Genomic DNA, 19,903 nt, shown 5'->3' with positions numbered 1-19,903 from the left:
GCTTCCGGGCAGTCCTGACCATCCATCGACGACCAGTTCCATCCACATGCATCGCGCATCAAGTAGTAAAGGAGCTCTATGGACGCCATCGTAAAAATGCTCGAAAAGCATCAGCCGTTCTTTGAGAAGATCTCGAGGAACATATACCTCCAGGCCATCAAGGACGGATTCCTTGGGTGCATGCCCATTGTCCTCACCTCTTCGATCTTTCTGCTCATTGCCACCCTTCCCGGCGTAGTCGGCATCACGCTGCCCCAGCCGCTCATCGACTGGTGCAACAAGCTCTACAACTTCACCATGGGCGTCATGGGCATCATGGTTGCCGGCACCACTGCCAAGAACTTCACGGCATCCATGAACCGTCGTATGCCCGCCGGCAAAGTGCTCAACGACGGTTCCACCATGGTGGCCGCCCAGTGCAGCATGCTGCTGCTCGCAGTCACGCAGTTCACCACCAAGTTCAACGGCTCCGAACTTTCGGTCTTCGATTGCACCAGCATGGGCACGCGCGGCCTGTTCTCGGCCTATATCGCCGCGTTCATTACCGTGTGGGTCTACAAATTCTGCGTCTCGCGCGATCTGACCATTAAGCTGCCCAAGGAGGTCCCGGGCGCCATCGCTCAGAACTTCCGCGACATCATCCCCTTCGGCGGCGCCGTCATCATCTGCGGCATCATCGATGTCGTCGTGCGCAACCTCATGGGCGTTCCGTTCTCCGAGCTGCTTATCAAACTGCTCTCCCCGCTCTTCACCGCTGCAGAAACCTATCCTGGCCTTATCCTTATCCAGGCAGCCACCGCGTTCTTCTGGTTCATCGGCGTCCACGGCCCCTCGATCGTCCAGCCGGGCATCGACCCCATCCGTCTTGCCAACCAGGCCGAGAACCTGCAGGTTCTGCTGGCAGGCGGCCACCCCGCCCATTCCCTCACCTTTAACATGTCGCTCGTGGGTGAGTTCGGCGGCACCGGCGCCACGTTCATCGTGCCGCTTCTGCTGATTCTCTTTATGAAGTCCAAGCAGCTCAAAGCCGTCGGCAAGGCCTCGATTGTTCCTGTGGCCTTCGCTGTCAACGAACCGCTGCTCTTTGGCGCGCCGATGATCCTTAACCCCTACATGCTCATCCCCTTTGTTGCCGCCGGCTGCGTCAACGTAAGTGTTGCCAAGTTCTTTATCGATAACGTGGGCATGAACGGCTTCTCCTTCGTGGTGCCTTGGGCCACCCCCGCCCCCATCGGCATTTTCATCACCACGAACTTCCAGCTTATCGCCCTGGTGTTTGTCGCGATCATCATCTTGCTGGACGCCATCATCTACCTGCCGTTCTTGAAGGCATACGATAAGCTGCTCTGCGACCAGGAAGCCGAGCGCGCCGCCGAGCTGGGTCTCGAGTCCGATGGTGCCGCTTCCGTCGCCGCCAACGCCTCTGCGCCCGCTGTCGAGCAGACTACCGCTTCCGTCGAGCCGACCGCCGCTGCCGTCAACAGCGAGCCTGTCGCCGATCAGCCCGAGCCCGCCGCCGGCGCATCCGCCAAGAAGGATGTCGACGGTCTGAAGGTCCTCGTCCTGTGCGCTGGCGCCGGCACCTCCGCCATGCTTGCCAACGCCATCAAGGAAGGTGCCGCGCAGACCGGAGAGAACATCGCTTCCTCCGCAGGTGCCTATGGCCAGCACACTGCCATCATGGATCAGTACGACGTTATCGTGCTTGCCCCGCAGGTCCGTAGCTACTACAACGACATGAAGGCCGACACCGATCGCCTGGGCATTAAGCTGCTCGCCCCGCGCGGCAAGGAATATATCGACCTTACCCGCGACCCCGCTGGCGCCATCAAGTGGCTCCGCGAGAACCTCGACTAGCTCCTCCCTCTGTTGGTGCCCGGATCCCCAGTTCGGGCACCTCTCCCTATTCGTATCCCACAGAAAGGATGACTCATGACCAATCCCATGAAGTTCCCCGACGGCTTTGTGTTTGGCGGCGCCACCGCCGCTTACCAGGTTGAGGGCGAGACCCGCACGCACGGCAAGGGCAAAGTGCCCTGGGACGATTTCCTGGCAGCCCAAGGTCGTTTCTCCCCCGACCCCGCAAGCGATTTCTACAACAAGTATCCGGTCGATATCGACCTGTGCCAGCGTTTTGGCATTAACGGCATTCGTGTCTCCATCGCTTGGAGCCGTATCTTCCCCAGTGGCACTGGCGAGATTAACCCCGAGGGCGTCGCTTTCTATCACGAGCTTTTTGCCACCTGCAACAAAGCTGGCGTTATCCCCTATGTCACGCTCGATCACTTCGATACGCCCGAGGCCTTCTACCAGGACGGCGGCGAGGGCTTCCTGACGCGCACGACCATCGATGCCTTTGTCGAGTACGCCAAGTTCTGCTTTGCCGAGTTCGCCGAGGTCAAGCACTGGTTCACGTTTAACGAGATTCCCGCAACCGCCGAGGGCAGCTTTATCGTCGGCAACTGGCCGCACGGCGAGAAGTACCGCCTGGACAAGGCCTTCCAGCTCATGCACAACATGATGGTGGCCCACGCCAAGGCCGTCGTCGCCTTCCATGAGGGCGGCTTTGAGGGCGAGATCGGCATTGTCCAGAACCTGGAGCCCAAGTATCCCCTCGATCCCAACAGCGCTGCCGACTGCGAGGCCGCCCGCATGGCCGACGTCATCAACAACCGCTGGGTGCTCGACGCCACTTTCCGCGGCCACTATGCAGCCGACACCATGGAGGCTGCGACCAAGCTGGCCCATATCGCCGGCGGCGAGCTCGACGTCCGCGACGAGGACATCGCCGCGCTGACCGCCGCGCTCCCCTACAACGATTGCCTGGGCGTCAACACCTACAAGTGCCAGTTCCTGCGTGCCGCCGAAGGCGAAAACGACATCAACCACAATGGCACCGGCGACAAGGGCTCCTCGCGCTGGTTCCTCAAGGGCGTGGGCGAGTCATGCGTGCGCGAAGGCGTACCCACCACCGATTGGGACTGGATCATCTATCCCGAGGGCCTGTACGACCTGCTGCTCCGCATTAAGAACGATTACCCCAACTACAAGAAAATCTACATTACCGAGAACGGCATGGGCTATAAGGACGACTTCGAGGACGGCTTTATCGATGACGCCCCTCGTATCGACTACATGCGCCAGCATCTCGCGTGGATCCTCAAGGCAATCGACGGCGGCGTAAACGTCGACGGTTACTTTGTGTGGTCGCTGCAGGACCAGTTCTCCTGGACCAACGGCTATAACAAACGTTACGGCCTGTTCTACATCGACTTTGAGACCCAGAAGCGCTATCCCAAGGCGAGCGCGTACTGGTACAAGAACGTCGCGGAGACCGGCCTGCTCATGGCCTAGCTTTTGCCGCATACCCCCTGTCGGCCGCATGCGAATCCCTCCACGGGTTCGTATGCGGCCTTTTTGTTTTTGGTGGGCTCGAGCAGGCCATTTGTCTCGATCTGTAACATCTAGCAGAGATTTTTGGCCCCAATTGTTACAAATTGAGATGAACGGGGGCACCCGGTTCGAAATGTCTAGATCTGTAACATCTGATTCGCTTTTGGGCGTCTAACTTTTACAGATCAAGACAAAGATGATGGCTGGGTAGACAAAATCTCGATCTGTAACATCTAGTCGAGTTTTTGGGTCCTAGCTGTTACAGATTGAGACAAATGCACAGGACAATCCCCCCCCCCCCATCTGTAACATCTGGTTGGTGATTTCACCCCTACCTGTCACAGGTTGAGACAATTTGATAGTGGAGTCCTCATTTACGCGTCATATCGCGTAGCGCTCACGCGTTGATTCCCCACAATGACAGGAGGTAAAAGTCCTCCCGCATCGCCTGTTGGCAATCCCATAGCGTTAGCTAGCAGATGACCTGCGTGTGCTCCTCGATGGCGGCGCGATCTCCATCAGCAATACCCGGTTCGCACACCACGGCGTCTAAATTGTCCAGGCGACAGAAGGTATAGAAATCGCGCTTGCCGATTTTGCTGGAGTCGGCGATCAGATAGCGCGAGTCGGCCTTGCTAAAGGCGAGCTGCTGGATACGGCCCTCGTCCATGTTGGACGTAGACACGTCGCCATCCAGAATGCCGTTGGCGCCGATAAACGCCGCGTCGATGCCCAGCGCACGCAGGGTATCTTCGGCCGTTGGTCCCACAAAAGCGGCGGTGCGGCGACGGTACATACCGCCCACGAGGCACAGGTCGCAGTCTTCGCGCGCCTCGAGCAGGTTAAACACCGAAAGCGAATTGGTCACGATACGCAGGCGAAACGCCGGCAGCATCGAGGCCATCTGCTCCACCGTAGTGCCCGTACCCAAAAAGATGGTCGAGCCCTCCTCGATGAGCTCCACAGCGCGGCGCGCGATCTGCAGCTTTTCCTCGGCATGCTTGGTGCGCTTTTCGCTGTGCGAATACTCGTGGCGCAACATAGCGTGGGGACGGCCCTGTGCACTACGGGCTCCGCCGTGCACGCGCTCGATCTCGCCTAGGCTCGCAAGCTCCTCAAGATCGCGACGGATCGTCATATCCGAGACGCCCAGTGCATCCGAAATCTCCTTGACCGAGACCGTGCCCTGCTCTTCGAGCAGCTGACGAACCTTATCCTGTCGCTCTGCCTTAATCACGATGAATCCTCGCCGTTCTTTGCGCGCATATCATTCAAACAGTAACGAACAAATTGTATCAGACTCGTGCGCGTCAAAAATGAACGCCCGCACAGCTCCAATCATCACTTTTTTGAGAAAAATACCCCCTGCTTTAGTGGGGTGTAGTGATAATCTCGCCTGTTCGCGCTACAGTTTGTCCGAATTATCTCGATGTTAGGAACCAAATGATCACTTCCGAGCTTTTCGGCACCGCGCCCTGCGGTACCCCCGTTCATCGTTACACCCTCAACGGGCCCGAGATCTGCGTTCGCATTATGGACTATGGCGCCACCGTGTTGGGCATCGACGTGCCCGACATCCCCGGCAACGTGCGCGATGTGGTGCTGGGCTTCGATAAGCTCGAGGATTACTTTGACAACCCCGCCTGCTTTGGCGCGACCATCGGACCTGTGGCAAACCGCACCGCGGGCGCCACGATTACCATCGACGGCACGGACTGGCATATGCCCGCCAACGAGGGTGCCAACAACCTGCACAGCGATCTTGAGCACGGTCTGCATAAACGCGTGTGGGACGTTGAGCTCGACGAAGTCCATAACGCCGTGCACATGACCACCTCGCTTAAGGATGGCGAGCTGGGCCTGCCCGGCAACCGAACCTTTACAGCCGTGTTTACCGTTACGCGCACCGGCGTCTTCCGCATCGAGTATGGCTGCGAGAGCGACCGCGCCACCTACGTGTCCATGACCAACCACACGTACTTTAACCTTGCCGGCCATAACGCCGGCATGGACTGTGAGCACTTCTTTATCGCCAACGCTGCCCACTACCTGCCCATTAATGAGCAGAACATTCCCACCGGCGAAATCGCTCCGGTCGAGGGAACACCGTTTGACTTTCGCGAGCTGCGCCCCGTCGCACCTGGCATGGAGGCCGACGACCCGCAGATTAAGCAGGCCCGTGGCTACGATCACTGCCTGTGCATCGATGGCTATCAGTACGGCCGCAACCTGCGCCGCGCGATGCACGTCGAGGAGATGTGGACCGGTCGTGAGATGGACTACTACACCACTGCCCCGGGCGTGCAGCTCTACACCGGCAACTGGCTGGGCGACGAGCACGCCAAGGACGATGCCAACTATGGCTGGGGCGCCGGCTTTGCCCTCGAGGCCGAGATGTACCCCGACACGCCGCACCAGCCTCTGTTCCCGCAGGGCATTGTGGGCCCGGGTCATCCCTATAGCAATGTGATCGAATATCACTTTATGAGGCACTAAGCCCACAACGCGACATATCGCACAGCAACGCCCGCCGGCACCACCGTCGACGGGCGTTTTTTCATCTTTTGGCTCATTTTCGCTGTGACTGTATGAGTGACATATCAAAACTATGCCCATTTACTACGTTTAGCCCGGGATGCTCGACCATGCACCGGTTTTTGTTAAATTCGCAAGCCGTCTACCTGCGGTTTTGTTTTTCTCAAATTCGACATGCTCGGCGATAGCCGACCAAACGTAGTAAATGGGCATAGTTTTTGACAGGCGGCATCGCGCGCATCCCTCGCAAGGGCAAAATGATCCGTTTTCCTCCGTCCCCAAGGGATCAGTTGAACAGATTGCCAATGGGGTCGGGGGCGGAACTGGGGAGATAACGGATTTCTAGCTCTATGCCGAGCTTTTGCAACTCTTTGAAGGCGGCGATGTCCGTATCGCCTACGGCAATGGCAGGCGTTGCAGAGCGCTTGCCCTCCCTCGCCCGCATATGGCCGATGCTGATCTTGGTTATTGGCACACCGCCCTTAACCAGCGCGAGTGCATCCGTGGGCGACGCCACCATGATGAGAATCCATTGGCGCGGCGTTGCGGTATAAATGATGTCGATGGTCCTTTGCACCGAGAAAAACCGCGTCCAAACGCCTTCTGGCGCCGCCACCCTCATGGGTGCCCATTGGCGCGAATCCGCCGCGATCTCATCGTTGACGATTAAGACAAGATTGGAACCCACGGCTTCGTTCCACAGCTCAACGTCTTGCCCGTAAATGAAACGGTCATCGATACGCGTGAGAAGGATCTTGGGTTGAGCCATGGCTGCCCCATTCTGTTTGAGACCCATACGAGCGGGACGTCGGCCACCAACTCAACAGCAGGTCAAGTACCAAATGGGCACTGCAGACATCACGCCTCTAATATTAGTGCATTTAAAGTGAGAAAAGCCGTCAGAACACTTGCGCGGATGTGCGATGTCCCGTATCATAGACAGCCGTTGGCGCCTCAGTTGCGTCATCACATGGCCGCCAGCGTAGCTCAGTTGGTAGAGCACCGCTCTCGTAAAGCGGGGGTCACCGGTTCGAGCCCGGTCGCTGGCTCCATTGCTCAAGATAGCCGCCTTCGGGCGGCTTTTTTGTTGCCGATTTTGAGTGCGTGCGCGCCAATCCAAGCATCGCCACGTCAACAGCGGCCCACTCGGTGGACTTCGGGTTTAATGCTTAGGGGCGGGGATTTACCAAAGTGAAATCTTAATGAAAAGAAACCCAGCTGCAACAATTGCCATGGTGAGGGCTCGAATTGGCCATATAGATCTAAAATAGTCACGATATACAAATGTCGAGAGACGTTGGGGATATAGATGAAAAGAACTAAGGGTTTTCTTTTGTTGGTATTGATGCTGCTCGGACTGTTCTGCCTGAGTGGCCCTTCTTGGGCCAAGGCTGTCTGTCCTGAAGGTGAGCCTCAGCAGTCTTATACGGGCAGTCTGCTGATAACTGCTAAGGAGGGCGATGCCGACTCTCAGTCTTGGGTAAATCCCCTTGCCACTTTTGAGGGGGACGGCGGAACGGTCAAGCTTGACCATATTGGTAGCGGGATTTTGAGGTGGCAAGTTCTTCCGGACAAAATTGCGAACGATCCCTTCTCTTTTGCTGGAACGATATATCTATACAAGGTTGTGAGCGGAAAACAAAAATACGTCGATTGCTATCCGACAAACGGGTCTGGAATTGCATTCACCGGCATTTCGGGGCAGATTGATACACATGTACGAAAGGGAACCTATGTGGTGCGTTGGGTTGGAGCTGCTGCAGGCCCGATATGGATTGCGGTCTTGCGCCCCGATGTCCAAATAGGTTTCTCTCTCTAGACGGGAAGTTGCTCATGAACGCCATATACGACGGGGATGACTGGGTCGATCATTATACTTGGCGCCTGGTCGGCTCGAACGACAATGGGGATGTGGTGTTTGATGGACTATGTCCAAAGCATCTCCATCCTTTTGTCTCGTCGTTAATTGAGAGTTCCGCTCGTGTTGCCCCCTACAGCTCGGCATCGCTTCATGATACGGACGTTTTGAAGACCATAAGGGAATCAATTGACGAGGGCACGATGAGCGGCCCGCTGTTTTCCCGGCTTGTGGGGCTAGATGAGATTGGCTCGAAACGACTGCTTGCGGGCGAAAAAGTGGAACTCACTTATCGGTCGATGATTTCAATCCTGCGGCTAGCCGATGTTCTTCGCAAATAAATGAGGCTTCCCTATTCAAAACAGAAAACCCCGCCAAACGTGATTTCCCTAGGGGAATCACGCCATCAGACGAACAGCTCAGCCGAGCAGCTCGCTACTCCTCCCAGTAGGCGTCGGCAAGCAACTTAAAGCAGATCTTCTTGACCGGCTGTGCGCCATCGCCCGGGAACTCGAGCGTGGGCATGTGGGGCTCGCCGGCAACGAACAGCGCGAATTTGTCGTCGGCAAGATCGCCGGCGATCGAGGCGTCGGAATCGACCAGATCATAGTCGTCCTTCTCGTCAAACTCCTGGACCAGCGTCAGGCTGCCCGTAGCGACCTTGAAGGCCTCGCGACCCTCGACGTCGATCTGCAGGTCGTGATAGCGCTGATGCGTCTCATAGTGAGCCTCAGCCTCGGGACGCGTCGTGGGAGACATGACGTTCGCAAAGACCTTCTCACCCAAAATCGGATGGCTGCCGACCTCGAGCTGTGCCGGGTCGTTCTCCTCGAGCCAGTCGATCAGCACGTCGAGGCCCTTGAGCATTCCGCGGTATTCCTCGATATCGCCCAATGCACCGTAAATCATCTAAATCCCCTCTCGGATCGTTTATTTGGCAGCTACTCGGTAAATGCATTACCGACGCTGTTGCCACCCACATACGTCTCGACCAGGGTAAGGTCGGGATTGAACACGACAGCATCGGCGTCGCGCCCCGGCATAATGCTACCGCACTTGCCGTCAACTCTAACCACAAGCAAGCAACCGATGCCGGGGGCGGCGCACAAGCTCCTACAGCTCGGTCACGACAACGCCGTTGTAAACCTCGTCCCAACGATCCATAACCAAGTGGCCAGTCATGGGATCCATGGCATTGAGCTTGCCGCAGGTGTTGGCGGTACGCAGCACCGTCTCGTCATCCGCGCCAGCAGCAATCGCATGCGCGAAGCCGGCAATGGTCGAATCGCCAGAGCCCGTAGCGTTAACGGCGGGGATATCGGGGGTCTTGGCGCGGAATGCACGGCCATTATGGAAGCCCACGGAGCCGGCAGCGCCCATGGACACGACGACCCAGGGGATATCGGAGAAGCGGGCATCAGAGGCGAGCGCGGCGCGGAGCTCGTCCACATCGTCGGTGGTAAAGCTCGTGCCCAGAAGGCCGTTAATCTCGGTCAGGTTAGGCTTGACCAGCTCGGGCTTAATTTCGGACTTAAGGGCGGCCTCGAGCGAAGCACCCGAGGTATCGAGCAGCACCTTGGCGCCGGCGTTCTCGGCAATACCCGTGATCTTGGCGTAGTAGCCTGCCTCGACACCACGGGGCAGCGAACCCGAGATGGTAACGACAGCGGCCTTGCTCGCAAGCTCGGCGAACTTGGCGGTAAAGGCATCGAGCTCCTCGGGGGCAATCGTCGGGCCGCTCTCGAGTAGCTCGGTCTGGTTGCCGGCGTGGAGGATGTTAAGGCAAATGCGAGTCTCGCCCTTGATGGGTACAAAATCATTCTTAATGCCGTTGGCATCCATGAGCTCGGCCATGTAGGCGCCCATGTGGCCGCCGAGCAGACCAGTTGCCACAACGTCGTCGCCCAGCTGACCCAGTACACGGGCCACGTTGAGACCCTTGCCGCCGGCGGTCTTTTCGGGCGTCACACGGTTAACGTCGTCGATAATGAGCTCATCGAGCTGATAGCGTGTATCGACGGACGGGTTCATCGTAACGGTGAGGATCATTTTTAGCTCCTTATCTCGCAGGCTCCTTGTGCCTCGCGATACGAGTCGACAAAACGGAATTACAGAATCTCAATCGTGAACGAGCGAACGACGGTCTCCTTGGGCTTGGCGACAAGGCAGCCACGCTTATGCTCAAGCACGTCGTCCTCATCGGAGCAGGTCGAAAGGCCGCCCCAAGGCTCAACTGCCACAAAATCACCCTCGGGCTTGCTCCACACAATGAGATATGGGAAGCCCTCAAAGCTCAGGCGGACGCCCTTGTCCTCGCCCTTTTTGGAAAGCGTGACCTGGCGGCTCTCGAGCACGTCAAAGATGGTCTCCGCAAAATCGAAGAGCTCGTGCGACAGGGGCAGCGTCTTTCCCACCATGGGGTTCTTGGAGCGCTTGTCCACGTCAATCAAGCCAGTCGAAGGGACAGCGGTGCAAAGCTCTGCAGCCTCTTCTTTCTCAAAGCGCAACTCGTAGTCCGTATAGGCCTCGCCCTCATCGAGCGGGCACCTAAAGCCGGGATGCCCACCGATAAAGAACGGCATGTCCTCGGTGCCCTCGTTGGTAACCTCATAGGAGACACGCACGGCGGCGTCCTCGAGCGTATAGCGGGCGACGAGCCTAAACGGATACGGATAATCGCTCAGCAGCGCGGCGTTATCCTCCGAAGCCAGGCACATAGCCAACTCGTTCTCGCCTTGGCTCAGCAGCTTCCATTCCTGCTTGCGCGCAAAGCCGTGGCGAGCGAGCTTTACATGATGCCCGGCAAACGTCATGGCGCTGTTGTCGCGCAAGCCTCCGCAAATCGGGAAGCAAATCGGCGCCTGGCCGGACCACACGGTGGGATCACCCTGCCACAAGTACTCGCGACCTCCGGCCTCAATCGAGGTAAACGAGCCACCAGCCGTGGAAACCTTAATAGAAATCGAATCGTTGGAGAGAGCGTATTCCATTACCCATCCTTTCGAACAACTGCTTTATTTCACGCAAGCGCCCGTTTCAATCCTAACCATAGAACAAACCCGCACGCTCATCGATGCGTCCGGTATCCCGGCCATGTAACGGGGTACCATACAGACATTGATGCAATTACAGCTGAAAGGCCTTCTTATGCGAACCATCATTCTTTATGCCTCACGCCACCACGGCAATACGAAAAAGCTCGTGGACGCCATCGTCGAGGCGCACCCCGAAATCGATACCCTCGATGTGAAAACGCTCGGCAAAAACGAGTATCCCAACCTGCACGAATACCATCTGATTGGTGTCGCCACGGGCATCTATTACTCCGAGATCGACAAGGACATGGCACGCGTGCTCACTAACGTGTTGCAGCCGCAGGACAAGGTGTTTGGCCTTATGACCTACGGTGGCAAAAACAAGTGGTACGGCAAGGATATCGATGGCATCTGCCGCATGAGGCAGGCCATCTTTATGGGTGTCTACGGCTGCCCCGGCTTTGATACGTGGGGGCCGTTCAAACTCACCGGCGGTGTCCAAAAGGGGCACCCGACCGCTGAGGAAATTAAGGGTGCCGTCGACTTCTTCGACAAGATCGAAGACGAGTATGGAGACATCATCGTCGAAGAGTACGCCAAGCGCGAGAAGCGCCTAGCATACGAGAAGGAGCATCCTGCAGGAGGCCTGGTGGCCGGCGTTAAGCGTACGGCAAAGAAAATCGCTAGCAAGCTGTAACTGTAAAGGTGCTTTTGAGCGTTTAACCCGTACGGCGGGTCCGAGCAGATTCGGGCCCGCCGTCTTTTTCTTTCGTTACTCGGTAAAGGCGTTGCCGACGCTCTGGCCGCCAACATACGTCTCGACGAGGGTGAGCTCATGGTCGAACACGACAAAGTCGGCGTCGCGACCCGGCATGATGCTGCCGCACTTATCCTCGATGTGCGCGGAGCGTGCCGGCACCTCGGTTGCCATGCGAATGGCGATATCGGCGCTGGCGATGCCCCAGTCGACGATGTTCTTGACGCCCTGGGCAAGCGTGAGCACCGAACCGGCAATGCTCTTGCCATCGGCGAGCCAGCACAGGTTGTCCTTCATGATGACGTCCATGCCACCGCTGGTGTAGCTGCCCTCGGGCATGCCGCCGCAGCCCAGGCAGTCGGTGATGAGTACCGTGTGCTGCCAGCCCTTGGCCTGCAGCAGCGCCTTGATGGCGGCAGGGTTTACGTGCTTGCCGTCACAGATGATCTCGGCGTAGGTCTCGGACGTGGACATAGCAGCACCCACGACACCGGGCTCACGGTGATGCAGCCCGCGCTGGCCGTTATAGGTATGCGTAAAGCAGCTGGCACCGGCGTTGATGGCGGCGATGCACTCGTCATACGTGGCATCAGAGTGACCGATGCTGGTCACGACACCCTTCGCATTGAGGGCAGCAGCATAAGCAGCGGCGCCATCGCGCTCGGCAGCCATGGCGCTCTTAACGATACGTCCGCCGGCAGCCTCCTGCCACTCGTCAAAGACCTCCTCGGAGGGGTCAATCAGGTAAGCGGGGTTCTGTGCGCCCACATGCTTCATGGTAAAGAAGGGGCCCTCCAGGTAGATGCCCTGAATGCGAGCACCGCAGAAGTCAGGGCCGCGGCCCTCGTCAGCCTGAGCGATGGCGGCGCAGGCATCCTTGATCTGCTCGACGCCATCGGTGAACGTCGTGGGCAACCAGCTGGTGGTACCGCGACGGGCGAGCTCGGTCGAGCTAATATCGATACCCTCGGGGTCGTTATCGGTAGTTGAGTGGTTGTAGAAGCCGTGGATGTGGGTGTCGACCATACCCGGTGCGATCCACGATCCCGTGTAGTCCTTGATCTCGCAAGAGGGCTCGTCGGCCTGCCAGGCGCCAAAGACGCCATCCTCGACCATAAGATAGCCGCCCAGTTGCGGGCCTGCCGGCAAGAAGAACTTGTCAGCCTTAATTGCGTACGTGCTCATATGCACTCCTTGCTTCTAAAGCAGTTGACTGTGGTGATGCTTATACCCAGCCCACGTAATAACAAAAAGCGCCCGCCCGCCGTTATGAGCGGACGGGCGCCCTTACAGGGGGACGCGATTAAGCGGTGAAGGGGTGAATCGTCACGCCCTTAACCACGCGGTTGACCGTACCGGTGGGGCTCGGCGTGTCGGGCGTGTTGCCCACGCGCACGGAGTTGAGCAGGCTGATAGCCTGAGCAAACATCACGAACGGCAGAGCAAGGTAGCCCTCGGGAAGCGCCTCGTAGCCCTTAAAGGTGAAGGACTCGCCCTCGTAGACGGTAGCGCCATCCTGCTGAACGGCAACGGTGTGCTGAGCGATCTTGTCGCCACCGATCTCGTTGAGGATGTCGATGTCGTACTGACGGGTGTAGGCGTCGTTGTTGACGAACACGAACACGAGGGTCTTGTCGTCGACGAAGGACTTGGGTCCGTGACGATAGCCCATGGAGGTGTCGTAGGAAGTAGCGACCAGACCGTGAGCAAGCTCGAGGATCTTGAGCTGGCTCTCCTGGGCAAGGCCACCGAAGGAGCCGGAACCCAAGTACGTCACGCGGTTGAAGTCGCCAGCGAGGTAGTCGGCAACCTCGGACTCGCGAGCGATGACCTCCTCGCCCATCTTGGCGATGGTCTCGACCCACTCGGCCTTCTGCTCGTCGGAAGCCTCGTCAAAGATGAGGGTAGAGAGCAGGGTCATGCAGGTGTAGGAGCCGGTCATGGCGAAGCCCTTGTCGTTGGCGCGCGGAATGAGCAGCGTCAGCGCATTGGGATCATCGGCAGACTCGACGGCGAGCTTGCCCTCGGGCGCGCAGGTGATGTTGAGGAACTTGACGTTGTGGACGAGCTCCTTGGCAACGGCAACGGCGGCAAGGCTCTCGGGGCTGTTGCCAGAGCGGGCAAAGGAAACCACGAGCGTGGGATCCTCAGCGCGCAGGAAGTCGCGCGGGGCGCTCACGATGTCGGTCGTGGCGATGGGCTTAAAGTCGTAGAGATCAGTGTTGCCGGCGTGACGCAGATACGGGGCGCAGGTATCGCCAACATAGTCGGACGTACCGGCACCGGTGAAGACAACGGACAGACGGCCCTCGCCCATAGCGCGAGCCTCGGCCAGGAAGGCCTCGATGGCCTCCTTGTTCTCGCGATAGATGTTGAGCGTATCACGCCAAAGCTCGGGCTGCTGAGCAATCTCGGCCGTGGTGATCTGGGCGCCGAGCTCGGTGAGCTCCTCGACACTCTTCTCGAACATTTCTAATACCTCTCTCTAGAAGTAATCCTCTGACGTGCAATTATACACTTCGGTTGGTTATCTGGTAGTAACCAGTTAAATGCAAAGAATCACCATATGGAAACGATGCGGACACTAGTTGCTACGCTGGTGGTAAACCTTGTATTTAAACTGATCGGCACGAGCAACCGAGAGTGTATACTCCACAACCTCGTTTGACTCGTTATACGTAGTCCTGACCAAATCGAGCACAGGCGAGCCCTCGACAATTCCCAAAAGGTGGGCGTCGGTGGGACGGGCTATGCTCGCATAGAACTCCTCTTCAGCCACGCGTATCTTTTGCTGAAAGTCTTGCTCAATCACATCGTAAAGCGGCTTGCGCTCCAGCAGCGGTCGCTTTAGGGACAGAAATTGACGAACCGGTAGATAGCTGCGTTCGACCATCATGGGCATGTTGTCGGCAGAACGAAGGCGCTTGAGCTTAAAAATGCGATCACCGATACGTAATCCCATATGCTCGGCCAGATTCTTATCGGCCTCCATCTCGCAAAAATCGAGAATCGTGGTCTCGGGGTCGCGACCCATCGCGCGCATCTGCTCGGTAAAGCTGTAGGACTGCATAAGATTGGTTGCCTTTGCCGAACGGTCGGTCACAAAGGTACCGCGACCGTGCTGCCGAACCACCAGTCCTAAACGCTCCAGTTCCTGCAGAGCCAGGCGTACCGTAGTGCGCGAGAGACCATAGCGCTCCGAAAGTTCGCGCTCGGAAGGAATCATGTCACCGGCGCGATATTCATGGTCAATCTTTTCGGTCAGAATATCGACCAGCTGATCGTACAGCGGTTGCTTGCGCGCTCCGATCGCCATCCTATCCTCCCTTTTGCTCAAACTAGGCTGCTACCTTGGGTGTTTAGCATTATCTGTCTGCCACACCCGAATCATCAAGAAAACAAAAGCCGCGCGCTCTTTCGAGCACGCGGCTTTTAACATACACATGGCTTAAGGGGTCGGGGTGTGAGCCGCGTAGGGACACACCCCTCAAGCTAGAGCCTTACCAGATGCTCGGCCAGAGACCAAGCGGGCCAGCGCCCAGGATGCCGAGGACGAAGAGCAGCAGAATGCCCTTGGTCGGGGTCCAGCTGTGCTTAGCGAACATGTAGTAAAGCAGCAGCGTAAGCATAAGCGGGACGAGCTTCGGGACGATGGTGTTGAGGGTGTCGGCAACAGAGAAGTTGACCGGATCCTCGGTGACGGTAGCGTAGGTCACGGACTCCATGCCGTTGCCCAGATCGGCGACGCCGCACTTGACCTCGTTGCCGTCGGCATCGACGGCGGTGAGGGCGTTGCCGTCCTCATCGGTCATGGCGATGGTACCGGCCTCAGCGGTCTCGGTATCGATGCCCTCCATACCGGTGAAGTTCTCGGCCTCCTTCTCGGAGACGATCACGGTAGTAGGGGCAAGGCCACGGGTGGTGCCGTTGGGGATCTGGAGGTTGATCTGGGTGCCACCCATGGTGACGACCAGGCAACCGACGACGAAGACGCCCATGATGGAAGCGGCACGCGTGAAGGCCTGCATGTTGGCGGTCAGAGCGTCAATAGCGCTGGTGCCAAGCTTGTAGGACCAATTCATGAGCCAGAAGCGCAGAGCGAACTGGACGACGTTGAAGATCACCAGGAAGATGATCGGCGCAGCGGCGTTGCCGTTGATGGCCATGTTGGAGGTGATGCCGGCCGTGATAGGCACGAGCGTCAGCCAGAACAGGGCGTCACCGATACCACCGAGCGGGCCCATTGCGGCGACGCGGACGGCGCGGATCGTGGGGATGTCAACCTTGTTCTGCTCGAGCGAAAGCACGATACCCATAACAAAGGTGACGAGGAACGGGTGGGTGTTGAAGAACTCCAGGTTGTGGCTCATGGAAGCCGCGAGGTCGTTCTTGTTGGTGTGGATCTTCTCCAGACCGGGGATGATGGAGTAGAGCCAGCCAGCGGCCTGCATGCGCTCGTAGTTGAACGATGCCTGCAGGAAGCAGGAGCGCCAAGCCATCTTGTTGAGGGTCTTCTGGTCGAGCTGCGGAGCAGGAGTAAGATCCTCGTAGTGCTCCGGGATCACATACTCATTAGATGCCATCTTCGAAGTCACCTCCGTCAGAAACAGCTGCACCCTTCAGCTCGGTCTGCTGCTGGAAGTCCCAGAAAGCGATGCCGAAGCCGATGAGAGCGAGGATGAGCAGAGCAGGGGTTGCCAGAGAATCGTTGGCAACGGTGATGAGCGCGAGGCCAAAGCCCATGAGGAAGAAGCCCCACATATCGCGGTTCATCATAACCTTGAGCAGGACGGCGAAGCCGACGAAGCGCATCATGCCGCCTGCAGCGGAGAGACCGGTCTGCAGCCAAGTCGGGATGGCGGAAGCGATGGTCTGACCGATGGTAGCGCCAGCGATGAAGAACAGGGTGACGACGACAGCGAAGATCAGGCCGAGCAGAGCCATGGCGAAGTAGTTCAGACGCTCGATACCCTTGGTGTCGGCGTTGTGAGCCATGTTGTCCGCGGAGGACATGAGCGGCGACATAAGCGTGAAGACCAGGGTAACGCCGAGCTGACCAAGCAGAGCGAACGGAATGGCAAGGCCGACTGCCGCGTTGGGCTCGAGGCCCGTAGCGATAGCGAGAATGGCTGCCATGATGCCGCCGATGACGGCGTTAGGCGGCTGAGCACCTCCGATCGGCATGTTGCCGATCGTCATGAGCTGATAAGTACCACCCACGAGAAGACCGGTGTTGAGGTCGCCAAGGATAAGACCAATGACGGCGCCGGTGACGATGGGCTGATAGAGAGACTCGAGGAAGTTAAACTGGTCGATTGCCGCGACGAACGTGACGATGAAGACCAGAGCGACCTGGAAGATCGTGTATTCCATCTTGCTCCTCCTTTCAAAATGTATGTACGCACTTTGGATTTCACGTACAGAATGTCAGGGTTTCACTCCTGACAACGTGGATCACGAAGACTACGAGAAGAGCTTGCTCGTGTCCTCAACAGGCGTGCTCGGAACGCGCCTGATCTCCAACTCCACCCCCAATTCCTGCAGCTCTTTAAACGCAGCGACATCCTCGTCGTTAACTGCGACGGAGGTGGCGACTTGGCGCTTTCCTTCCGACATGTGCATGTTGCCGATGTTTACCTTCTTTATAGGCACACCGCCCTTGACGAGCGTAAGCACGTCTTCCGGTGTTTCGGCCACGATGAAGATCTTCTGGCGCGGGCTCGCCTTGCCAATGACGTCGATGGTCTTCTGCAGAGAGAAGAAACGCGTAGCGACGCCGGCGGGAGCGGCCATCTTCATGAGGTTCTGGCGCATGGTGTTGGTCGCCACGTCGTCGTTGGCGACGAGGATGAGGTTGGAGCCCAGGGTGGAGTTCCACTGGGTGGCAACCTGACCATGAACCAGTCGGTTATCGATGCGGGTAAGAAGAATGTTGGGTTCTGCCATGTTGATCAGCTTCCTTTCGTTATTTGCTGACGACAGTTACTTGATCTCCTGAATCGCGTAACGCGAAACATCTACGACGGCACCGGATCGGACTTTGATCTGGACCTTTTCGCCTTCGATGCCCTTGACGGTTCCGTAGATACCGCCGGCGAAAAGAACCTCCTGACCCGGCTTGAGCTCGGTGTGCAGCTCCTTGAAGTACTTCTGCTTCTTCTTCATGTTGATTTGCGACCAGATGGTGTAAATCAAGCCCATGACGACAAGCAGGCCTAAAAGAGCGACCGAGGAGCTCAGGACGCTGGCTCCGAAATCGGCCATTAGATGCCGTCCTCGTCACCGAAGATATCCTCTTCCTCGGCACCAGCGACGGAGGCAACCGTCTGGGCGGTGATGCCCGTCTGGCCAACGGTCACGGCCTGCTCGCCAAGCTCGGCGAGCGTAGCGTTGCCGCGGAGGAACAGAAGCTCAATAACCATGGGAAGGTTCGTGCCAGTCAGAATCTCGACGTTGTCGACATCCTGGGCAATCATCATTGCCTGGTTAAACGGGGTACCACCAAGCAGGTCGGTAAAGACGAGCACGCCATCGCACTCCTCGCGCATGGCGGTGATAGCGGCGCGGAGATCCTCACCGTAGGAAGCAGCCTGGTCGCCCTCGAAAGGAACGACGGTAAAAGCGGGCTGATCACCGGCGACCATAGCGATAGCGCTTGCGAGGCCGGGTGCGAACTGTCCATGACCGGTAAGAATAAAGCCAACCATTCAAATTTCCCTTCCGAAGGTGTGTACGATCTGAGTCCGATGATGTTCGGAAGCCAACGGGCAATCGCCCTTAAAGCTTCTTGGAAAGCGTTCTTTGAGAACCAGTGGTCTCTCAACTGGTAGTAACCACGTGACGTGTTGTTGTCACTATATCACCACAGAAGAGGTTGCTTTCGTTGATTCATACAGTAAAACGTTTTTGCACCGTTCACGGCGAAAAATCGACCGTTTACCGCTCATTAACACTTCTACCTGCAGTTTTGAAACCGTTTCGAAATGCTTTGGCAATCGATCACAACTATTTTCGTGTCTAAACAACACAGGGTGGCTAAATATAGCGTGTAGAAAAAGTGCAGGTCATTGTGAAGATTTGTGAATTGGTCTTTTTGACTTAATACCAGTTAGAACCAGTTTAGAAATTATCGGTGAACGGTAGTTTTCGACCGTTCACCGGAGAATTTCAATCGTTTGCAGCCTTTTTCCTAGATGAATTGGGGAGACTCGATGAAGCACTTGCGCGGTTGCAGGGTATTTCAATACTCGTCCATCCCCCGCGTTCCAAACTCCCATTCCCTGAATATGCCATAGCTCTCGCTATTCGTCTCACAAACATTACTTACTCTAATCTGTAATTGTTTATCGTTTATCATTAAGTATGATATAAGATACAAGTATCATCCAAGACATTGGTTGGAGGAGCTATGATCCGCTGGAACGTATCCAAATCGAATGAAGCCATCGACCGTGAACAGGCAATAGCCAAACTGAGGAAGCTCACTCGCTACTGCAAATGGGGCACAATCTGCACCATCGTGGCGCTCGCTCTGGCACTCCTCGCAGTCATTGCAATCGAAGATCTAGTCATATTGCCTAGCCTCTCCCAAGGGTTCTGTCTCCAATCCGTAGAGCTTGAGGCTAGCGAAGGGCCAATTCTCGCTCTCGTCGGCACCAATGAACAGACTCCTCTTATGCTTGTCGCGCACGACGGTCATACTGCCATAGGGAGCGCCATGATGGCATGCCTCGCGCTTGCCATCGCGCTAAGCGCATACAGGTTTTTCTCCGCCATTGAAAAGGCGGGCAGGCCCTTTGACCTCGAATGCATCCGCATACTACGTCAAATAGGACATTTGTTCCTTATCGGCGGCGCTGCCGTGAAACTTTTTGGTGCCATAGTCACAGGGCTGATACTCTCAGGATTTGGCGGTAGCTTTACGGATGCGCTTGGCGGGCAGCATCTCGACCTCTCTATGCTCTTTGCAGGCCTAATTATTAGCCTGATTGCCAGCATCTTCCAGTACGGGTGTATCCTGCAAAAACAAGATGACGAGTTGCTCTAGGGGGAATCCATGATTATTCTGCGGCTCGACCGCATGCTTGCCGAACGCAAGATTTCATCCAAAGAGCTTGCGGAACGCGTGGGTATCTCCCAGGTCAATATGTCGCGCATCAAGACGGGCAAGGTTTCTGCCGTGCGCTTTTCAACTCTTGACGCGATATGCCGGGCACTCGACTGCCAACCGGGCGATGTACTGGAATATATGCCTGACGATGAAGCCGATAACCTCTTTGGACTTAAAGATTAATAGACATAATTTAGCCACCAGCGCCTAAACGC

Annotated in this window: 21 protein-coding genes and 1 tRNA gene; 9 read left to right on the top strand and 13 right to left on the bottom strand. The window is 57.1% G+C overall.

The annotated features are described in order from the left end of the window. The first annotated feature begins 78 nt into the window (after positions 1–78). Both DW892_RS06475 and lacG read left to right on the top strand, forming a co-directional pair. Positions 79–1,857 carry a PTS lactose transporter subunit IIBC gene (locus DW892_RS06475; RefSeq protein ID WP_117766467.1) on the top strand — a complete coding sequence of 593 codons (1,779 nt, stop codon included), beginning with the start codon at positions 79–81 and terminating at the stop codon, positions 1,855–1,857. A gap of 75 nt (positions 1,858–1,932) precedes the next feature. Beyond that, entirely contained in the window at positions 1,933–3,354 is a 1,422-nt protein-coding gene (lacG, locus tag DW892_RS06470) for a 6-phospho-beta-galactosidase (RefSeq protein WP_199411358.1), read from the top strand. 511 nt (positions 3,355–3,865) lie between these two features. Here lacG and DW892_RS06465 read toward each other — a convergent pair. After that, positions 3,866–4,630, bottom strand: a complete 765-nt coding sequence (locus tag DW892_RS06465) for a DeoR/GlpR family DNA-binding transcription regulator (protein ID WP_233546856.1) — start codon at positions 4,628–4,630, stop codon at positions 3,866–3,868. Positions 4,631–4,836: 206 nt separating this feature from the next. Here DW892_RS06465 and DW892_RS06460 point away from each other — a divergent pair, with 206 nt between their 5' ends. Further along, positions 4,837–5,889 carry an aldose epimerase family protein gene (locus DW892_RS06460; protein ID WP_117766465.1) on the top strand — a complete coding sequence of 351 codons (1,053 nt, stop codon included), beginning with the start codon at positions 4,837–4,839 and terminating at the stop codon, positions 5,887–5,889. Between the two features lie 325 nt (positions 5,890–6,214). Here DW892_RS06460 and DW892_RS06455 read toward each other — a convergent pair whose 3' ends face one another. Then, entirely contained in the window at positions 6,215–6,697 is a 483-nt protein-coding gene (locus tag DW892_RS06455; protein WP_117766463.1) for a PTS sugar transporter subunit IIB, read from the bottom strand. Positions 6,698–6,904: 207 nt separating this feature from the next. Between DW892_RS06455 and DW892_RS06450 the strand changes: the two genes are divergently transcribed. The 3 genes from DW892_RS06450 (at position 6,905) to DW892_RS06440 (ending at position 8,127) form a co-directional block, all read left to right on the top strand. Continuing rightward, positions 6,905–6,980 (top strand) — tRNA-Thr (locus DW892_RS06450). 257 nt (positions 6,981–7,237) lie between these two features. After that, a complete protein-coding gene (locus DW892_RS06445) occupies positions 7,238–7,747 on the top strand; it encodes a hypothetical protein (RefSeq protein ID WP_117766461.1) in 510 nt (169 codons plus the stop codon). A gap of 14 nt (positions 7,748–7,761) precedes the next feature. Next, entirely contained in the window at positions 7,762–8,127 is a 366-nt protein-coding gene (locus DW892_RS06440; RefSeq protein WP_117766459.1) for a hypothetical protein, read from the top strand. A gap of 94 nt (positions 8,128–8,221) precedes the next feature. On the opposite strand, the gene DW892_RS06435 is transcribed toward DW892_RS06440, so the two are convergent. The 3 genes from DW892_RS06435 to DW892_RS06420 form a co-directional block, all read right to left on the bottom strand. Beyond that, positions 8,222–8,695, bottom strand: coding sequence for a YhcH/YjgK/YiaL family protein (locus tag DW892_RS06435; RefSeq protein WP_089572396.1), 474 nt, complete (start codon positions 8,693–8,695; stop codon positions 8,222–8,224). 204 nt (positions 8,696–8,899) lie between these two features. After that, positions 8,900–9,835 carry a hexose kinase gene (locus DW892_RS06425; protein ID WP_117648435.1) on the bottom strand — a complete coding sequence of 312 codons (936 nt, stop codon included), beginning with the start codon at positions 9,833–9,835 and terminating at the stop codon, positions 8,900–8,902. A gap of 59 nt (positions 9,836–9,894) precedes the next feature. Further along, entirely contained in the window at positions 9,895–10,776 is an 882-nt protein-coding gene (locus DW892_RS06420) for an aldose 1-epimerase family protein (protein ID WP_089572398.1), read from the bottom strand. A 157-nt stretch (positions 10,777–10,933) separates the two neighbouring features. On the opposite strand from DW892_RS06420, the gene DW892_RS06415 reads away from it, so the two are divergent. Beyond that, positions 10,934–11,518, top strand: a complete 585-nt coding sequence (locus DW892_RS06415; protein WP_089572399.1) for a hypothetical protein — start codon at positions 10,934–10,936, stop codon at positions 11,516–11,518. Between the two features lie 75 nt (positions 11,519–11,593). Here DW892_RS06415 and nagA read toward each other — a convergent pair whose 3' ends face one another. The 8 genes from nagA to DW892_RS06375 all read right to left on the bottom strand — a co-directional run bounded on the left by nagA (position 11,594) and on the right by DW892_RS06375 (position 18,285). Further along, positions 11,594–12,763, bottom strand: a complete 1,170-nt coding sequence (gene nagA / locus DW892_RS06410) for an N-acetylglucosamine-6-phosphate deacetylase (RefSeq protein WP_117766457.1) — start codon at positions 12,761–12,763, stop codon at positions 11,594–11,596. Between the two features lie 118 nt (positions 12,764–12,881). Then, positions 12,882–14,048: an SIS domain-containing protein gene (locus DW892_RS06405; protein ID WP_117640368.1), complete on the bottom strand. Its 1,167-nt coding sequence runs from the start codon at positions 14,046–14,048 to the stop codon at positions 12,882–12,884. 114 nt (positions 14,049–14,162) lie between these two features. Beyond that, a complete protein-coding gene (locus DW892_RS06400; protein ID WP_089572401.1) occupies positions 14,163–14,894 on the bottom strand; it encodes a GntR family transcriptional regulator in 732 nt (243 codons plus the stop codon). A 184-nt stretch (positions 14,895–15,078) separates the two neighbouring features. Further along, entirely contained in the window at positions 15,079–16,161 is a 1,083-nt protein-coding gene (locus DW892_RS06395; RefSeq protein ID WP_089572402.1) for a PTS system mannose/fructose/sorbose family transporter subunit IID, read from the bottom strand. Beyond that, positions 16,151–16,951, bottom strand: coding sequence for a PTS sugar transporter subunit IIC (locus tag DW892_RS06390; protein ID WP_035137676.1), 801 nt, complete (start codon positions 16,949–16,951; stop codon positions 16,151–16,153). Before DW892_RS06390 ends, DW892_RS06395 begins: the two co-directional genes overlap by 11 nt. A 90-nt stretch (positions 16,952–17,041) precedes the next feature. Beyond that, complete coding sequence (gene agaV, locus DW892_RS06385) at positions 17,042–17,524, bottom strand: PTS N-acetylgalactosamine transporter subunit IIB (protein WP_117716286.1); 483 nt, start codon at positions 17,522–17,524, stop codon at positions 17,042–17,044. Positions 17,525–17,560: 36 nt separating this feature from the next. Continuing rightward, a complete protein-coding gene (gene yajC, locus DW892_RS06380) occupies positions 17,561–17,842 on the bottom strand; it encodes a preprotein translocase subunit YajC (RefSeq protein ID WP_117564749.1) in 282 nt (93 codons plus the stop codon). After that, complete coding sequence (locus DW892_RS06375; protein WP_117564748.1) at positions 17,842–18,285, bottom strand: PTS fructose transporter subunit IIA; 444 nt, start codon at positions 18,283–18,285, stop codon at positions 17,842–17,844. Before DW892_RS06375 ends, yajC begins: the two co-directional genes overlap by 1 nt. Positions 18,286–18,986: 701 nt before the next feature. Here DW892_RS06375 and DW892_RS06370 point away from each other — a divergent pair. Beyond that, the gene (locus DW892_RS06370; protein WP_117564747.1) at positions 18,987–19,625 is read left to right on the top strand and encodes a DUF2975 domain-containing protein; all 639 of its coding nucleotides are present in this window, start codon (positions 18,987–18,989) and stop codon (positions 19,623–19,625) included. Between the two features lie 9 nt (positions 19,626–19,634). Then, entirely contained in the window at positions 19,635–19,871 is a 237-nt protein-coding gene (locus tag DW892_RS06365) for a helix-turn-helix transcriptional regulator (protein ID WP_117564746.1), read from the top strand. The last annotated feature ends 32 nt before the right edge of the window (positions 19,872–19,903 follow it).

It is taken from the genome of Collinsella sp. AM40-7AC, assembly GCF_003468125.1.
Lineage (GTDB): Bacteria > Actinomycetota > Coriobacteriia > Coriobacteriales > Coriobacteriaceae > Collinsella > Collinsella aerofaciens_O.
This window is presented reverse-complemented; position numbering and strand designations above follow the sequence as displayed.

What these genes read in the sequence shown, in the direction of transcription:
- lacG (WP_199411358.1), top strand. Translation starts at nt 1,933, where the DNA reads ATGACCAATCCCATGAAGTTCCCCGACGGCTTTGTGTTTGGCGGCGCC.
- DW892_RS06435 (WP_089572396.1), bottom strand. Translation starts at nt 8,695, where the DNA reads ATGATTTACGGTGCATTGGGCGATATCGAGGAATACCGCGGAATGCTC.
- DW892_RS06440 (WP_117766459.1), top strand. Translation starts at nt 7,762, where the DNA reads ATGAACGCCATATACGACGGGGATGACTGGGTCGATCATTATACTTGG.
- DW892_RS06475 (WP_117766467.1), top strand. Translation starts at nt 79, where the DNA reads ATGGACGCCATCGTAAAAATGCTCGAAAAGCATCAGCCGTTCTTTGAG.
- DW892_RS06455 (WP_117766463.1), bottom strand. Translation starts at nt 6,697, where the DNA reads ATGGCTCAACCCAAGATCCTTCTCACGCGTATCGATGACCGTTTCATT.
- DW892_RS06375 (WP_117564748.1), bottom strand. Translation starts at nt 18,285, where the DNA reads ATGGTTGGCTTTATTCTTACCGGTCATGGACAGTTCGCACCCGGCCTC.
- agaV (WP_117716286.1), bottom strand. Translation starts at nt 17,524, where the DNA reads ATGGCAGAACCCAACATTCTTCTTACCCGCATCGATAACCGACTGGTT.
- DW892_RS06425 (WP_117648435.1), bottom strand. Translation starts at nt 9,835, where the DNA reads ATGATCCTCACCGTTACGATGAACCCGTCCGTCGATACACGCTATCAG.
- DW892_RS06420 (WP_089572398.1), bottom strand. Translation starts at nt 10,776, where the DNA reads ATGGAATACGCTCTCTCCAACGATTCGATTTCTATTAAGGTTTCCACG.
- DW892_RS06445 (WP_117766461.1), top strand. Translation starts at nt 7,238, where the DNA reads ATGAAAAGAACTAAGGGTTTTCTTTTGTTGGTATTGATGCTGCTCGGA.
- yajC (WP_117564749.1), bottom strand. Translation starts at nt 17,842, where the DNA reads ATGGCCGATTTCGGAGCCAGCGTCCTGAGCTCCTCGGTCGCTCTTTTA.
- DW892_RS06390 (WP_035137676.1), bottom strand. Translation starts at nt 16,951, where the DNA reads ATGGAATACACGATCTTCCAGGTCGCTCTGGTCTTCATCGTCACGTTC.
- DW892_RS06405 (WP_117640368.1), bottom strand. Translation starts at nt 14,048, where the DNA reads ATGTTCGAGAAGAGTGTCGAGGAGCTCACCGAGCTCGGCGCCCAGATC.
- DW892_RS06370 (WP_117564747.1), top strand. Translation starts at nt 18,987, where the DNA reads ATGATCCGCTGGAACGTATCCAAATCGAATGAAGCCATCGACCGTGAA.
- DW892_RS06395 (WP_089572402.1), bottom strand. Translation starts at nt 16,161, where the DNA reads ATGGCATCTAATGAGTATGTGATCCCGGAGCACTACGAGGATCTTACT.
- DW892_RS06415 (WP_089572399.1), top strand. Translation starts at nt 10,934, where the DNA reads ATGCGAACCATCATTCTTTATGCCTCACGCCACCACGGCAATACGAAA.
- DW892_RS06365 (WP_117564746.1), top strand. Translation starts at nt 19,635, where the DNA reads ATGATTATTCTGCGGCTCGACCGCATGCTTGCCGAACGCAAGATTTCA.
- DW892_RS06400 (WP_089572401.1), bottom strand. Translation starts at nt 14,894, where the DNA reads ATGGCGATCGGAGCGCGCAAGCAACCGCTGTACGATCAGCTGGTCGAT.
- nagA (WP_117766457.1), bottom strand. Translation starts at nt 12,763, where the DNA reads ATGAGCACGTACGCAATTAAGGCTGACAAGTTCTTCTTGCCGGCAGGC.
- DW892_RS06460 (WP_117766465.1), top strand. Translation starts at nt 4,837, where the DNA reads ATGATCACTTCCGAGCTTTTCGGCACCGCGCCCTGCGGTACCCCCGTT.